Below are 15,467 nucleotides of genomic sequence, written 5' to 3'. Positions count from 1 at the left end.
CGGGGCGCCGCTCCCTCGGCCGTCAGCCGTCTCGCTTCCCGATGTACGCGGCGAAGCCGTCGAGCAGGCGCCCCAGACCCCATTCGAAGAGGGCTTCGCCGTCGTCGGCACAGTCGTCCTCGAAGGTGAAGGTGTTCTCGGAGAGCCCGGCGAGGTGCGGGTAGCGGCCGCTCTCCATCGCCTTGACGAGGAAAGGGCCCTGGATCTTCCACCACTCCTCGTCGGTCATGCCGGTGCGCTTCTCGGCCATCGCCGAGTTCAGCCGGGTGCGTGCCGCGCCCGCGACGTACCCCTCCACGATCATCAGCAGCCGCATCTTCTCCGGGTCGGGCAGGGAGAGGCCGGACATCCCGCGGACCGTGTGCTCCAGGACGTCCACCGCGTGGGGGCCCAGCAGCGGGCGGGTCTGGTCGACCTGGAGCAGCCAGGGGTGGCGGAGGTGGAGCTGCCAGGCGCGGCGCGCGACGTTCTCCAGGACGGCCCGCCAGCCGGCCTCGGGGCCGGGGAACGCGTCGGCGCCGAACGCCGCGATCTTGTCGAGCATCAGGTCCAGCAGCTCACCCTTGCCCGGGACGTAGCGGTAGAGGGACATCGTGCCGACGCCCAGGTCGGCGGCGACCCGGCGCATCGAGACCGCGCCGATCCCCTCGGCGTCGGCGACCGCGATCGCGGCGGTGACGATCCGGTCGAGGGTCAGGCCGGGCTTGGGGCCGCGGGTGGGCCGCCCGGCGGTGCCCCAGAGCAGCTCCATGCTGCGTGCCGCGTCGCCGCTGCCGCTGTGTTCTGTCGTCATGGTGCGCTCAGTCTAAGCGGCCGCGGGAAAACCGGGTACGCCGTACGCGGTTGTTGGGTACGGTGGACCCGATAACTGAGTACGGCGTACCCGATTTCGGGGACCGGGAAGGACGGGGAGGCGCATGACGACATCGGCATCCGAGGCGGCGGTCCTGGCGGAGGGCCTGACGAAGCGGTACGGGGACAAACGGGCGCTCGACGGCTTCGACCTCGCCGTGCGGCGCGGCACCGTGCAGGGCCTGCTCGGCCCCAACGGCGCGGGCAAGACCACCGCCGTACGCATCCTGGCGACCCTGCTGCGCCTGGACGGCGGGCGGGCGGCGGTCGCCGGGCACGACGTGGCGCGCGAGCCGCACGCCTTACGCAAGCGGATCGGCCTCGCTGGGCAGTACGCCGCGGTGGACGAGATCCTCACCGGGCGGCAGAACCTGGAGATGTTCGGGCGGCTCTTCCACCTCGACGGGCGGCGGGCCCGGGCCCGCGCGGACGAACTGCTGGAACGCTTCGGCCTGTCCGACGCGGCCGGCCGGCAGGTCAAGCACTACAGCGGCGGCCTGCGGCGGCGCCTGGACCTGGCGTCCAGCGTGCTGCTCGCGCCCGAGGTGCTGTTCCTGGACGAGCCGACCACCGGGCTCGACCCGCGCAGCCGCAACGAGGTCTGGGAGACCGTACGGGGCCTGGTCGCGGGCGGTACGACGGTTCTGCTGACCACGCAGTACCTGGACGAGGCCGACCAACTGGCCGACCGGATCGCCGTCATCGACCACGGCCGGACCGTCGCGGAGGACACCCCGGACGGGCTCAAGCGCGGCATCGGCGGCGACCGCGTCCAGGTGGTGCTGCGCGATGCCGCCGAACTGCCCCGGGCGGCGCGGATCGTGGCCCGGGCGGCCGCGGCCGGCGCCGCGCCGGACACGGACGTGGCGGAACGGCGGGTCGGCGCGCCGGTGACGGACGGCGTGGCGGCGCTCACCGAGGTGGCGCGGGCGCTCCAGGACGCGGGGCTGGACGTGGCGGACATCGGGCTGCGGCGGCCGACGCTGGACGAGGTCTTCCTGCGGCTGACCGGCCACCGTACGGCGGAGGCGACCGCCCCCGTGCCCGCGCACCGGACGGAGGCCGCTGCATGAACGCCCCTGTTCCCGCCGGCGCCGCCGCCCCCGAGCGGCGCCTGTACTGGGCCTTCGCCGACTGCTGGACCATCGTCCGCCGGGACCTGACCCACCTCGTCAAGCAGCCCGTCACCATCGCCTGGCAGCTCGGCTTCCCGATCGTCTCCGTCCTGCTCTTCGTCTACGTCTTCGGCAGTGCGATGGACGTCGGCGGCGAGGGCTCCTACCGGGACTACGCCATGCCCGGCATGTTCGCCATGACCATGGCCTTCGGCTTCATGAACACCGCGATGCTGGTCGCGGTCGAGAAGGAGCGGGGCGTGACCGACCGCTTCCGTTCGATGCCGATGGCGCGGTCGGCGGTGGTCAGTGGCCGGGGCGTGGCGGATGTGTGCGGGGCGGCGCTGGACCTCGCGGTGCTGGCGGCGATCGCCGTCGTCGTCGGCTGGCGCTCGGACGGCGGCACGCTCGCCACCCTGGCCGCCTTCGCCCTGCTGCTGCACCTGCGCTTCGCGCTCATCTGGGTCGGGGTACTGCTGGGCCTGCTGGTTCCCGACCAGGAGGCGGCGGGCGGACTGTTCGCGCTGGCCTTCCCGTTCGGCATGATCTCCAGCGTCTTCACGCCGCCGTCGATGATGCCGGACTGGCTGGGCGCGATCGCGATGGGGAACCCGGTCTCCTCCACGGCGAACGCCGTGCGTCAACTCTTCGGCCACCCCGGCACGTTGGGGGAGAGTTGGATCGAACAGCACGCCCTGCTGATGGCGGTGGTCTGGCCGCTCGCCCTCACGGCGGTCTTCCTGCCGCTGGCGGTCCGCCGCTTCCAGCGCCTCGGCCGCTGAGCGGCCGTACCACGGAACGCCGTCCGGCCCCGGCGGATGCGACCGCCGGGGCCCGGACACGTACCGCGGTACGTCCTACAGCTTGCCGATGACGTGGTCGATGCAGGCGGTCAGCGCCTCGACGTCCGCCGGGTCGACCGCAGGGAACATCGCCACCCGGAGCTGGTTGCGGCCCAGCTTGCGGTACGGCTCGGTGTCGACGATGCCGTTGGCGCGCAGCGCCTTGGCGACGGCGGCCGCGTCGATCGCGTCGTCGAAGTCGATGGTGCCGATGACCTGCGAGCGCTTGGCCGGGTCGGTGACGAACGGCGTCGCGTACGGGGAGTCCTCGGCCCAGCCGTACAGCGTGCGCGAGGAGGTCGCGGTGCGCCGTACCGACCAGTCCAGGCCGCCCTGGCCGTTGATCCACTCAAGCTGCTCGTTGAGCAGGAACAGGGTGGCCAGCGACGGGGTGTTGTACGTCTGGTTCTTCAGCGAGTTGTCGATCGCGGTCGGCAGCGAGAAGAACTCCGGGATGTGCCGGCCGGAGGCGTGGACGCTGCGGGCGCGCTCCAGGGCGGCGGGCGAGAAGACGCCGATCCACAGGCCGCCGTCGGAGGCGAAGGACTTCTGCGGCGCGAAGTAGTACACGTCGGTCTGCGCGATGTCCACGGGCAGGCCGCCCGCGCCGGAGGTGGCGTCCACCAGCACCAGCGAGCCGTCGTCCGCGCCCGCCACGCGCCGGACCGGGGCGGCGACACCGGTGGAGGTCTCGTTGTGGGTCAGGGCGTAGACGTCCACGCCCTCCTCGGCCTTCGGCTCCGGGTGGCTGCCCGGGTCGGCGGAGACCGTCGTGGGCCCGGCCAGCCACGGCGCCAGCTCGGCGGCCTTGGCGAACTTCGAGGAGAACTCGCCGAAGGTCAGGTGCTGGGACTTGTTCTCGATCAGGCCGTGGGTCGCGATGTCCCAGAACGCGGTGGAACCGCCGTTGCCGAGGACGACCTCGTACCCCTCGGGCAGCCGGAACAGCTCGCGTACGCCGTCGCGGACCCGGCCGACCAGGTTCTTGACCGGTGCCTGGCGGTGGGACGTACCGAGAAGGGAACTTCCGGTGGCGGCGAGGGCGTCGAGCGCCTCCGTACGCACCTTGGAGGGGCCCGCGCCGAAGCGACCGTCGGCGGGCTTGATGTCAGCGGGAATCTGGATATCAGCCACGGGCGAAGCGTAATCCGTCACGGGGCCCGATCAGGACCAGGGTCCACCGGGTGAGACGGAACGGGTGCCGCCGTCCGGCCCGTGTCCGGCTGCCGGGTGTCCACGTACAGGGCGGTGACCGAGGCGGCGGCCCGCGCCAGCTCCGCGCGGGCCTCCGGCGGGTCCAGCACCTCCAGGGACGTGGTGAACTGGAGCAACTGGCGGACCGCGCGCAGCTCCTGCAACGCCAGTTCGACCGTCACCCACGTCCCGCCGGTGTCCTGCGGCGGCTCCACCAGCGCCGTACCGATGACGCGGACGAACAGGTCCAAGCGGGACCGGAGCACCCGGGCCGTCACCCGCAGCCCGGCCTGCCGGGCCTCCACCTGCTGCCGCAGCGCCTCCCACGCGTCGGCCAGCTCTACGCCGTCGCGGCGCCGCACGGGCGTGTCGAGCACGGTGGCCGCGACCACCCGGTCGGCCCGGAACAGTTGTCCGCGCCGCCGCCGGTCCGCGACGAGGTACCAGGTCCCGGCCTTGGAGACGAGTCCGTACGGATCGACGGTGTACGTACGCGGGTCGGTCTCGCCACTGTGCCGGTACCGCAGGCGCAGCCGCCGGTCGGCGAAGACCGCGGTGTGCAGGCTGTCCAGGTCCACGGCCGGCCGCGGCCCGGAGAGCCAGCGCCCGGGATCGACCAGGATGCGGCGGCTGGTCAGCTCGGCGGCGGGCCGGTGCGGCGCGGGCAGCGCGGCCATGACCTTGCGCAGCGCGGAGCCGAGCGCGTCGTCCAGCCCGAGCGCGTGGTGCGCCCCCTCGGCGGCCAGCACGAACAGCGCCCGCGCCTCGTCGGTGGTCAGCCCGGTCACGTCCGTACGGAACCCCGGCAGCAACGCGATCCCGCCGTGCCGCCCCCGCTCCGCGTACACCGGGACCCCGGCCGCCGACAGCGACTCGACGTCGCGGTAGATCGTCCGTACGGACACCTCCAGCCGTGTCGCCAGCTCGGCGGCCGGCACCCGGCCGCGGGTCTGGAGGAGCAGGAGGATCGAGAGGAGGCGGTCGGATTTCACGCGGCCCAGTCTCCCGGAGAAGGCGACGGAAAACCTGACGGCCGGTGTCAGGTTATGGCGGGACAGTCCCCGCATGAAGACCACGCACAGCGATGCTTCCGCCGTCATGTCCGGTTCGTCCGCCGCTTCCGCCGCTTTCGCCGCCGCCACCGCGTCGGTCCTCGCCGAAGTCCCTGCTCCGTACGGCGCCCTCGGCACCCTCGCCGAGCTGGCCGACCGCGTCACCGGCATCGTCCTGGTGCCCGGTGACGACGGGTACGAAGCGGAGCGGGCCGGGTTCCAGAGCGGGCACGTCCACCGGCCTTCGGTGATCGTCGGGGCGGACACGGCGGCGGACGTCGTGGCGGCGGTGCGGTACGCCCGGACCAACGGGCTGCCGGTGTCCGTGCAGTCGACCGGGCACGGGCTGTCGGCGGTCTCCGACGGGGGAGTGCTGGTCAGCATGTGCCGGATGGACGAGGTGCGGGTCGACGCCGAGGCGCGCACCGTGTGGGCCGGGGCGGGCGCGCTCTGGGCCGATGTGATCGAGGAGGCCGCGCCGCACGGGCTGGCGCCGGTGAACGGGTCGTCGCCCGGCGTGGGGGTGGTGGGCTACACGCTCGGGGGCGGGCTGGGCATCCTGGGCCGGGAATTCGGCTACGCGTCGGACCGGGTGCGGCTGGTGGAAGTGGTCACCGCGGACGGCGTGCTGCGCTGGGTCACGCCGGAGCGCGACGCCGTCCTGTTCCGGGCGCTGCTCGGCGGCGGGCACGGGCTGGGGGTGGTGACCGGCCTGGAGTTCGGGCTGGTGCCGGTGGAGCGGGTGTACGGCGGTCAACTGGTCTTCGGTGCCGACCTGATGGACGAGGCGCTGGCCGCGTACCTGGCCTGGACCGAGGACCTGCCCGACGCGCTGACCTCGTCGGTCGGCCTGATCGCGTACCCGGACGTCCCGGCGGTGCCCGGCCGGCTGCGCGGCCGTCACCTCGCGCAGGTCCGGATCGCGTACACGGGGCCGGTGGCCGAGGGGGAGCGGCTGGTCGCGCCGCTGCGCGCGGTCGGGCCGCGGGTGGCCGACACGCTGCGCGACATGCCGTACACCGCGTCGCACACCATCCACCAGGACCCGGAGACACCGCACGCCTACGACGGCGACAGTGTCCTGCTCAGCGGCCTGGACGCGGCGGAACTGCGCGAGGTGACCGCGCTGACCGGGCCGGACGCCCCGATGATGACCGTGGTGCAGCTCAACCACCTCGGCGGCGCGCTCGCCGCCGGCGGTGGCTCCGTCGGCCACCGGGACGCGCGTTACCTGCTGCGTCTGCTGTCGCCGCTGGACGGCACGGACGTCGCAGCCGTGCGGGCCCTGCACGCGCGGGTGCGGGCGACGCTGGCGCACAGGGCGGTCGGCCGCAGCGTCAACTTCCTGTTCGGCGATCACGGTGACGCGGTGGCCGACGCGTACGAGGAGGACGTGTACCGCCGGCTGACCGCCGCCAAGGCGGCGTACGACCCGGAGAACCTGTTCCGCGCGTAGCCGGGCGGCACCCGGACACCGGGCAGGAAAACGGAAGGGCGCGCCCCCGGCCGAGTGGGCAGGCTGGGGGCATGGCTGATCTTACGAAGACACGCGGGACACCGGACGGGACACGGGAGCTGGCCCGGGAGTTGGCGGACGCCGTACGCGGCGAGGTCTCGCTCGCCGCCGGGGACCGGGCCCTGATGACGATGGACGCGTCCAACTACCGCCGGGTGCCGCGGGCGGTGGTCGCGCCACGGGACGCGGAGGACGTCGCCGCCGCCCTGCGGGTGTGCCGCGAGCACGGTGTGCCGGTGGTGCCGCGCGGCGGCGGGACGAGCATCGCCGGGCAGGCCACCGGCGTCGGTGTGGTGCTGGACTTCACCCGGCACCTGCGGCGCATCGTGTCGCTGGACGCCGAGGCCGGTACGGCGGTCGTCCAGCCGGGCGTGGTCCTGGACGACCTGCGGGCGGCGGCCGGCGCGCACGGCCTGACCTTCGGGCCCGACCCGTCCACCCACAGCCGCTGCACCCTCGGCGGCATGATCGGCAACAACTCCTGCGGCTCGCACTCGGTGGCGTGGGGCACCACCGCCGACAGCGTGCGGGAACTGGAGGTGCTGACGTACGGGGGCGAGCAACTGCGCGCCGGGCGGGGCACGGCGGCACTGGACGCGCTCCCGCAGCGGCTGCGGGACGGCGTACGGGCCCTGGTGAACGGCGATCTGGCGCTGCTGCGCACCGGCTACCCCGAACTCCCGCGCCGCATCTCCGGCTACGCGCTGGACGCCCTGCTGCCCGAGAAGGGCACCGATCTCGCGCGGGCGCTCACCGGCAGCGAGGGCACGCTCGGCGTGCTGACCGAGGCCACCGTCGGGCTGGTCAGGCCGCCCGCCGCCAAGGTGCTGGCGGTGCTCGGGTACGCGGACGAGAGCGCGGCGGCCGAGGCGGCGCACACGCTGCTCCCGGGGTCCCCCCGGTCGAGCGGAGCCGAGAGTGGGGGAAGGCCGCTGACCGTCGAAGGCATGGCGGCCGACCTGGTGGGGGACGCGTCGGGGCTGCCCAAGGGCGGGGCCTGGCTGTTCGTAGAGATGGGCGGCGCGACGCCCGCCGAGGCGCTCGCCCGGGCCGAGGAACTGTGCCGGGGCGCGGGCGCGGCCACCACCGATCACACGGTGGTGACCGACCCGGTGCGGCAGCGGGCCTTGTGGCGGGTGCGCGAGGACGCCGCCGGGACCGCGACCCGCATGCCGGACGGCTCCGAGGCGTGGCCCGGCTGGGAGGACTGCGCGGTGCCGCCCGAGCGGCTCGGCGCCTACCTGCGGGACTTCCGGGCCCTGCTGGCCCAGCACGGCCTGCGCGGTACGCCGTACGGGCACTTCGGTGACGGCTGCATCCACGTCCGTATCGACTTCGACCTGCTGAGCGCGCCCGGGATCCGCCGGTTCCGCGAGTTCTCGTGCGACCTGGGCGACCTGGTCGTGGCCCACGGCGGCTCGCTCTCCGGCGAGCACGGCGACGGCCAGGCGCGCGCCGAACTGCTGCCCAAGATGTACGGCGGCGAACTGGTCCGCCTCTTCGAACGCTTCAAGGACCTGTGGGACCCGGCGGGCGGCCTGAACCCCGGCATGCTCGTCCGGCCGGACCGGATGGACGAGAACCTGCGCTTCGCGCCGCTGCCGCGGCGGCCGGTGGACGTGGAGTTCGGCTACCCGCACGACAACGGGGACTTCTCGGCGGCCGTACGGCGCTGTGTCGGCGTCGCCAAGTGCCGCGACAGCGCCCCCGCCGCCTCGGCCGTCATGTGCCCGTCGTACCGCGCCACCGGCGAGGAACAGCACTCCACCCGGGGCCGCGCCCGACTGCTGCACGAGATGCTCGCGGGCGAGGTGATCACCGACGGCTGGCGTTCCGAGGAGGTACGGGACGCGCTGGACCTCTGCCTGTCCTGCAAGGGCTGCCGCAGCGACTGTCCCGTGGGCGTGGACATGGCCACGTACAAGGCCGAGTTCCTGCACCACCACTACGCGGGACGGCTGCGGCCCGCCGCGCACTACTCGATGGGCCGCCTGCCGCGCTGGCTGCGCGCGGCCGCTCCCGTCGCGCCGCTGCTCAACGCCCTGGCCAGGACACCGCTGGCCGGGGCGGGCAAACGCCTCGGCGGGATCGCGCCGCAGCGGGCGATTCCGGAACTGGCCGGTGAACCGTTCGTACGGTGGTGGGCGAAGCGGATGGCCCCGGAGGGGCCGGGAAGGGTGGCGGGGTCGGCAGGGTCGGCGGAAGCGCCGGAAGCCCCGGCAGTCCCGGAACGGCCGGCGCTTCTGCTGTGGCCGGACACCTTCACCAACTACCTCGCCCCCGAGGTGGGCCGTGCCGCCGTCCACGTCCTGGAGGCCGCCGGACTCGACGTCCGCCTGCCTACGGCGGGCCGCCGCCGGGCGTCGCTGTGCTGCGGCCTCACCTACGTCTCGACCGGCCAGCTCGACCAGGCGCGCGCGGTCATGCGCCGGACGGTGGACGCCCTCGACCCGCTGCTGGCGGACGGCACCCCGCTGACCGTCCTCGAACCGAGCTGCGCGGCCGCCCTCCGCACCGACCTGCCCGAACTCCTCTCCGACGACCCACGGGCCGCGCGGGTCGCCGCGTCCGTACGGACCTTCGCGCAGACCCTGGAGGAACAGGCGCCCTCCTGGGAGCCACCGCGCGTCGACCGCCCGGCCGTCGGCCAGACCCACTGCCACCAACACGCCGTACTCGGGGAGGCGGCCGAACAGCGTCTGCGCGCCCGGGCCGGGCTGGACGGCGCGCTGAGCGGCGGCTGCTGCGGACTGGCCGGGAACTTCGGCTTCGAGCGCGGCCACTACGACGTGTCCGTGGCCTGCGCGGAAGAACAGCTCCTGCCGTCCGTACGGGAAGCCGGCCCCGGGGCCGAGGTGCTCGCCGACGGCTTCTCCTGCCGCACCCAGATCGATCAGCTCGCCGGGCGGCGTGCCCGGCACCTGGCGGAGGTGCTGGCGGAAGGGCTGGCCGGCAAGCCGGCCGAGGGGGCCCCGACGCGGCCCTGAGGGGCCTGAGGGTACGGACTGTGTCTGCCCGGCCTGCCCGTCAGGCGTCACACCTGGTGGAAATCACATTTCACGGCGCGGGAGGCGGGCCTTAGCGTGGGCGTGTGAACGAGTCGCGCCACGAGTCCAGCAGCCTCCCGCCCGTACCTCCGGTCCCGGAGCCGGTCCCGGTCACGGTCCCGGCCCCCGCGGCGGTCCCGGCCTCCGCCGAGGTCCGGGCCGCCGAACAGGACGCGGCGGCGGGCGGGCGCCTGACGTCCGTGGCGCTGGTCATCGGCGGCATCATCTCGTTGCAGTTCGGCGCCTCGGTCGCGGTACTCCTCTTCCCGCGGGCCGGCGCGCTCGGCGTGGTCACCCTCCGGCTGGTCGTCGCCGCGCTCGTCCTGATGATCGCCTGCCGCCCGCGGCTACGCGGATACTCGCGGGGCGACTGGGCCACGGTCCTCGCCTTCGGCGTCGCGCTGGTCGGCATGAACTCCCTCTTCTACGAGGCGATCGACCGCATCCCGCTGGGCGCCGCCGTCACCCTGGAGTTCATGGGCCCCCTGATCCTGTCGGTGGTCACCTCGCGCCGAGCGTTGAGCCTGGTGTGGGCAGCGCTCGCGCTGGGCGGAGTGGCCCTGCTCGGCCGGGAGGGCTTCGACGGACTGGACCCGCTCGGCGCCGGCCTGGCGCTCACGGCCGGCGCGCTGTGGGCCGCGTACATCCTGCTGTCCTCCCGCACCGGACAGCGTTTCCCCCAGGCGGACGGACTGGCCCTGGCGATGACGGTGGCAGCGCTGCTGAGCCTGCCGCTCGGCATCTCCACCGGCGGTACGGCCCTGCTGGACCCGGTCACCATCGGCCTGGGCGGCGCCGTCGCCCTGCTCTCCTCGGTCACGCCGTACACCCTCGAACTGCTCGCCCTGCGCAAGCTCCCCGCCTCCGGCTTCGCCGTGATGATGAGCCTGGAACCGGCCGCCGGCGCCCTGGCCGGCTTCCTGGTCCTGCACCAGTCGCTGGGCTGGGCCGAGGTGGTGGCTATCGGGCTGGTGGTGTTGGCGAGTGTGGGTGCCGTGCGGAGTTCGGGGGGTGGTGGGAAGGGGTGAGGTTTTCGCGCTTCGCGCGGGGTGTGTGCTGATGCACGGTTCGCGTTGCGTGCGTTGTGGGGCGGGGCGCGTAGGGGGCCAACTCTCCCCCAGCCTTCGGCCGGGGGTACCCCACGGCATCCTTTAGCTGAGGTGCATCGGACAGTGGGCCAGTGCCCGGACTGCCTGCGGGGATGGCCCCCTACGCACCCCCTCCGGTCGGATTGGCGAGCCGAGGTCGGGGGGAGTTTTCGATCACCCTGGTGCGCGCCCCCGTGGTGGTGAGGCTCGCGTGAGCGTGGGCGACACTGCTGCTCTCCTCCGGCCGCTCTCCCGCGCTGCGCGCGAGGGATGAGCGATCGGGCTTGCGGGAGTGCCCAGCCCGATCGGCAGGGATGGCTGCCGGACGGCCAGGGCTGGGGACATCCCCCGGGGCCCCGCAGGCAGTCCGCACGCTGGCCCACGTATCCGATTCGCTGAAGCTGAAGGATGCCCTTGGGGGTTCCCGGCCGAAGGCTGGGGGAGAGCGGCCCCGCTGGAGTGGCCCCGAGCCTCCCACCGGAACGCTCGCGCACCACGCGCGCCCCCATCGGGTCTCAGGTTCAGAAAATCATGCAGGCGTGCTTGATTGTTTCTGGTCGCGCTGTCACGCTCGGTTCCGCAACTCGTACCGCATGAGTCAACGTGCCCTGCCCGCACGGCAGATGGCCGACGAGGGGAGTGCCGCGTGTCCGACGCCGAGGCCGTACTGGCCGATCTGAGGGACGAAGGGGACGCGCTCGACGTGTTGGTCGGCGGGCTCGAGCCGGAGGGGTGGGCGCTGTTGACCCCGGCCGAGGGGTGGACCGTCGCTCACCAGATCGGGCATCTGGCCTGGACCGATCGGCAGGCCCTGTTGTCCGCGACGGATCCTGTGGCCTTTCAGGGCGCCGTTCGGAGGGCCCTGGCTGCTCCCGCGACCTTCGTCGACGAAGGTGCGGCGGAGGAGGCGCAGGCGCCGCCCGCGCGCCTGCTGGCCCGTTGGCGGGCGGGACGGGACGAGTTGCAAGAGGTGCTGGCCGCGCGGCCCTCGGGGGAGAAACTGCCGTGGTACGGGCCGCCGATGAGCGTCGCTTCGGTGGCTACCGGGCGGCTGATGGAGACCTGGGCGCACGGTCAGGACGTCGCCGACGCGCTCGGAGTGTCGCGTGAACCTACTGCGCGGCTTCGGCATGTGGCCCGCATCGGGGTGCGGGCGCGGAATTTCGCTTATGCGGCCCATGGGTTGCCTGCTCCGGAGGAGGAGTTCCGGGTCGAGCTGCGGGCTCCCGGTGGTGGTGTCTGGGCGTACGGGCCGGAAGGTGCGGCTCAGCGGGTGACGGGGGACGCGCTCGGTTTCTGTTTGTTGGTGACTCAGCGCGCCCATCGTGACGATGTGGATGTGCGGGCGGACGGGGCGGACGCCGACCGCTGGCTGGGTATCGCCCAGGCGTTTGCCGGTCCGCCGGGGAAGGGGCGGGTGCCGGGCGGTCGCGGTGGCCGGGGGAGTGCCCGGTGACCGGTGGAGGGGGAGTCCTGCGTGTGGGCAATGCCTCCGGGTTTTACGGCGATCGTTTTGATGCCGTACGGGAGATGCTCACCGGCGGTCCGTTGGATGTGCTGACCGGCGACTACCTCGCTGAGCTGACCATGCTGATTCTGGGTCGCGACCGGCTCAAGGACCCTGCGCGTGGTTATGCGAAGACGTTTTTGCGGCAGTTGGAGGAGGGCCTGGGGCTGGCCGTCGAGCGTGGGGTGCGGATCGTCGCCAATGCCGGAGGGCTCAATCCTGCCGGGCTGGCCGGTGCCGTGCGGGAGTTGGCGGCGCGGGTCGGTGTGACGGTCCGGGTGGCGCGTGTGGAGGGGGACGATCTGATGGCCCGGTACGCCGGGCGTGCGGGTGTGGTGACGGCCCATGCCTATCTGGGCGGTGAGGGTATCGCCGCGTGCCTGCGGGCCGGTGCCGATGTGGTCGTGACCGGCCGGGTCACGGACGCCGCGCTGGTCAGCGGGGCGGCAGCGGCGCATTTCGGGTGGACGCCCGCTGACCACGACCGGTTGGCCGGGGCGGTCGTGGCGGGGCACGTGCTGGAGTGCGGTACCCAGGCCACCGGCGGCAACTATGCGTTTTTCGCCGCCCACGACCTGCGCCGGCCCGGGTTTCCGGTCGCCGAGATCGCCGCTGACGGGTCCTCGGTGATCACCAAACATGCTGGTACGGGCGGGGCGGTGACCGTCGGCACCGTTACTGCGCAGTTGCTCTACGAGACGGCCGGCGCGCGCTACGCGGGGCCGGATGTGACCGCGCGGCTGGACACGGTGCGACTCACGCAGGACGGGCCGGACCGGGTCCGGATCGACGGGGTGCGCGGTGAGGCGCCGCCGCCGACGCTGAAGGTGGGCCTGACCCGGCTCGGCGGCTGGCGCAACGCGGTCACGTTCGTGCTGACCGGCCTGGACATCGCGGACAAGGCCGCGCTCGTACGGGAGCAGATGGAGGCGGCCCTCGACGCGGCGAAACGCCGCCCGGCGTCCGTGGAGTGGTCGTTGGCCCGGACCGATCATGTGGATGCCGCCGTCCAGGAGGAGGCGAGTGCCCTGCTGCGGCTGGTGGTGCGGGACCCGGAGCAGGACGCGGTGGGGCGGGTGGTGAGCGGGGCGGCTGTCGAGCTGGCGCTCGGGAGCATTCCCGGCTTCCATGTGACGGCGCCGCCGGGCAAGGGGGAGCCGTACGGGGTCTTCGAGGCGGAGTACGTGGCCGCGGAGGACGTACCGCACCGGGCCGTACTGCCGGACGGCAGCCGCGTCGAACTGCCGCCACCGGCGGAGACCCGCGAGATCACACCGCTCGCCGAGCCCGCCCTGCCCGAACCCCTCGCCCATGACGGCCGTCTGCGCCACGCTCCCCTCGGGCTGGTGGCCGGTGCCCGCAGTGGTGACAAGGGCGGGTCGGCCAACGTCGGGGTGTGGGCCCGTACGGAGGCGGCCTGGCGCTGGCTGGCGCACGAGCTGACCGTCGACCGGCTGCGCGCGCTCCTCCCCGAGGCGGCGGAGCTGCCCGTCACCCGGCACGTGCTGCCCAACCTGCGCTCCCTGAACTTCGTGATCGACGGCCTGCTCGGTGCGGGCGTCGCCGCGCAGGCCCGCTTCGACCCGCAGGCCAAAGCCGTGGGGGAGTGGCTGCGCGCCCGCCACCTGGAGATACCGGAGGTGTTGCTGTGACCGTGCTCGGCAGCCGGCTGGACCCGTCAGGGCCTGAGTACGTGGCGAATCGGGAGGCGATGCTCGGCAGGCTGGCGGAGGTCGGTGCCGAGCATGCCAAGGCCATCGGTGGGGGTGGTGCGAAGTACGTGGAGCGGCACCGCAAGCGCGGCAAGTTGCTCGCCCGTGAGCGGATCGAACTGCTCCTCGACCCGGACACGCCGTTCCTGGAGCTGTCGCCGCTGGCCGCCTGGGGCAGCGACTACCCGGTGGGTGCGTCGCTGGTCACCGGCATCGGGGTGATCGAGGGGGTGGAGTGCCTGGTCACGGCCAACGACCCGACCGTACGGGGCGGGGCCAGCAATCCCTGGACGCTGAAGAAGGCGCTGCGCGCCAACGAGATCGCCTTCGCCAACCGGCTGCCCGTCGTGTCGCTGGTGGAGTCCGGCGGCGCGGACCTGCCCAGCCAGAAGGAGATCTTCATTCCGGGGGGTGCGCTGTTCAAGGACATCACCCGGCTGTCCGCGGCCGGTATTCCCACGGTCGCCGTGGTCTTCGGCAACTCCACGGCGGGCGGCGCGTACATCCCGGGCATGTCCGACCACGTGATCATGGTCAAGGAGCGGGCGAAGGTCTTCCTCGGCGGGCCGCCGCTGGTCAAGATGGCCACCGGTGAGGAGAGCGACGACGAGTCGCTGGGCGGCGCCGAGATGCACGCCCGTACCTCCGGGCTCGCGGACTACTTCGCCGTGGACGAGCCGGACGCGCTGCGCCGGGCGCGCCGCGTCGTCGCCCGGCTGAACTGGCGCAAGGCGCATGGCGATCCGGGAGTCGGCGAGCCGCCCAGGTACGACGAGGAGGAGCTGCTGGGCATCGTGCCCGGTGACCTCAAGGCGCCCTTCGATCCGCGTGAGGTCATCGCGCGCGTCGTGGACGGGTCGGACTTCGACGAGTTCAAGCCGCTGTACGGGCCGAGCCTGGTCACCGGCTGGGCCGAACTGCACGGCTACCCGGTCGGTGTCCTCGCCAACGCGCAGGGCGTGCTGTTCAGCGCGGAGTCCCAGAAGGCCGCGCAGTTCATCCAGCTCGCCAACCAGCGTGACATCCCGCTGGTCTTCCTGCACAACACCACCGGCTACATGGTCGGCAAGGAGTACGAGCAGGGCGGCATCATCAAGCACGGCGCGATGATGATCAACGCGGTCAGCAACTCGCGGGTGCCGCATCTGTCCGTGCTCATGGGGGCGAGTTACGGCGCCGGGCACTACGGCATGTGCGGCCGCGCCTACGACCCGCGCTTCCTGTTCGCCTGGCCCAGCGCCAAGTCCGCCGTGATGGGGCCGCAGCAGTTGGCGGGGGTGCTGTCGATCGTGGCGCGCGCTTCCGCCGCCGCCAAGGGGCAGCCGTACGACGACGAGGCGGACGCCGGGCTGCGCGCCATGGTGGAGCAGCAGATCGAGTCCGAGTCGCTGCCGATGTTCCTGTCCGGGCGGCTGTACGACGACGGCGTCATCGACCCGCGCGACACCCGTACCGTCCTCGGCCTGTGCCTGTCCGCCCTGCACACCGCCCCCGTCGAAGGCGCGCGCGGCGGCTTCGGCGTCTTCCGGATGTGAGGAACCA

11 protein-coding genes are annotated in these 15,467 nt (G+C 73.2%); 8 read left to right on the top strand and 3 right to left on the bottom strand.

The window, feature by feature from the left end; genetic code table 11:
- Positions 1 to 22 precede the first annotated feature (22 nt).
- Positions 23 to 793, bottom strand: a complete 771-nt coding sequence (locus ACZ4QV_RS27020) for a TetR/AcrR family transcriptional regulator (protein WP_467763526.1) — start codon at positions 791 to 793, stop codon at positions 23 to 25.
- 124 nt (positions 794 to 917) lie between these two features.
- On the opposite strand from ACZ4QV_RS27020, the gene ACZ4QV_RS27015 reads away from it, so the two are divergent.
- Both ACZ4QV_RS27015 and ACZ4QV_RS27010 read left to right on the top strand, forming a co-directional pair.
- Positions 918 to 1,925, top strand: coding sequence for an ATP-binding cassette domain-containing protein (locus ACZ4QV_RS27015; protein WP_467763525.1), 1,008 nt, complete (start codon positions 918 to 920; stop codon positions 1,923 to 1,925).
- A complete protein-coding gene (locus ACZ4QV_RS27010; protein ID WP_361156947.1) occupies positions 1,922 to 2,749 on the top strand; it encodes an ABC transporter permease in 828 nt (275 codons plus the stop codon). Before ACZ4QV_RS27015 ends, ACZ4QV_RS27010 begins: the two co-directional genes overlap by 4 nt.
- A 75-nt stretch (positions 2,750 to 2,824) precedes the next feature.
- Here ACZ4QV_RS27010 and serC read toward each other — a convergent pair whose 3' ends face one another.
- On the bottom strand, positions 2,825 to 3,943 hold the full coding sequence (serC, locus tag ACZ4QV_RS27005; protein ID WP_361585096.1) for a phosphoserine transaminase: 1,119 nt from the start codon (positions 3,941 to 3,943) through the stop codon (positions 2,825 to 2,827).
- Between the two features lie 17 nt (positions 3,944 to 3,960).
- Complete coding sequence (locus ACZ4QV_RS27000; RefSeq protein ID WP_467763524.1) at positions 3,961 to 4,995, bottom strand: helix-turn-helix transcriptional regulator; 1,035 nt, start codon at positions 4,993 to 4,995, stop codon at positions 3,961 to 3,963.
- A gap of 73 nt (positions 4,996 to 5,068) precedes the next feature.
- On the opposite strand from ACZ4QV_RS27000, the gene ACZ4QV_RS26995 reads away from it, so the two are divergent.
- The 6 genes from ACZ4QV_RS26995 (at position 5,069) to ACZ4QV_RS26970 (ending at position 15,460) form a co-directional block, all read left to right on the top strand.
- Complete coding sequence (locus ACZ4QV_RS26995) at positions 5,069 to 6,511, top strand: FAD-binding oxidoreductase (protein ID WP_467763523.1); 1,443 nt, start codon at positions 5,069 to 5,071, stop codon at positions 6,509 to 6,511.
- A 71-nt stretch (positions 6,512 to 6,582) separates the two neighbouring features.
- Positions 6,583 to 9,558, top strand: a complete 2,976-nt coding sequence (locus ACZ4QV_RS26990) for an FAD-binding and (Fe-S)-binding domain-containing protein (protein WP_361616158.1) — start codon at positions 6,583 to 6,585, stop codon at positions 9,556 to 9,558.
- A gap of 104 nt (positions 9,559 to 9,662) precedes the next feature.
- On the top strand, positions 9,663 to 10,646 hold the full coding sequence (locus tag ACZ4QV_RS26985; RefSeq protein WP_467763522.1) for an EamA family transporter: 984 nt from the start codon (positions 9,663 to 9,665) through the stop codon (positions 10,644 to 10,646).
- 706 nt (positions 10,647 to 11,352) lie between these two features.
- Positions 11,353 to 12,162, top strand: a complete 810-nt coding sequence (locus ACZ4QV_RS26980; RefSeq protein ID WP_361156935.1) for a TIGR03084 family metal-binding protein — start codon at positions 11,353 to 11,355, stop codon at positions 12,160 to 12,162.
- Positions 12,159 to 13,865 (top strand): acyclic terpene utilization AtuA family protein, encoded by a 1,707-nt coding sequence (locus tag ACZ4QV_RS26975; RefSeq protein ID WP_467763521.1) that lies wholly within the window; start codon positions 12,159 to 12,161, stop codon positions 13,863 to 13,865. Before ACZ4QV_RS26980 ends, ACZ4QV_RS26975 begins: the two co-directional genes overlap by 4 nt.
- Positions 13,862 to 15,460, top strand: coding sequence for an acyl-CoA carboxylase subunit beta (locus tag ACZ4QV_RS26970; RefSeq protein ID WP_467763520.1), 1,599 nt, complete (start codon positions 13,862 to 13,864; stop codon positions 15,458 to 15,460). The genes ACZ4QV_RS26975 and ACZ4QV_RS26970 overlap by 4 nt, the downstream gene beginning before the upstream one ends.
- Positions 15,461 to 15,467 lie beyond the last annotated feature (7 nt).

Source organism: Streptomyces sp. NPDC026394 (assembly GCF_055567735.1).
This window is presented reverse-complemented; position numbering and strand designations above follow the sequence as displayed.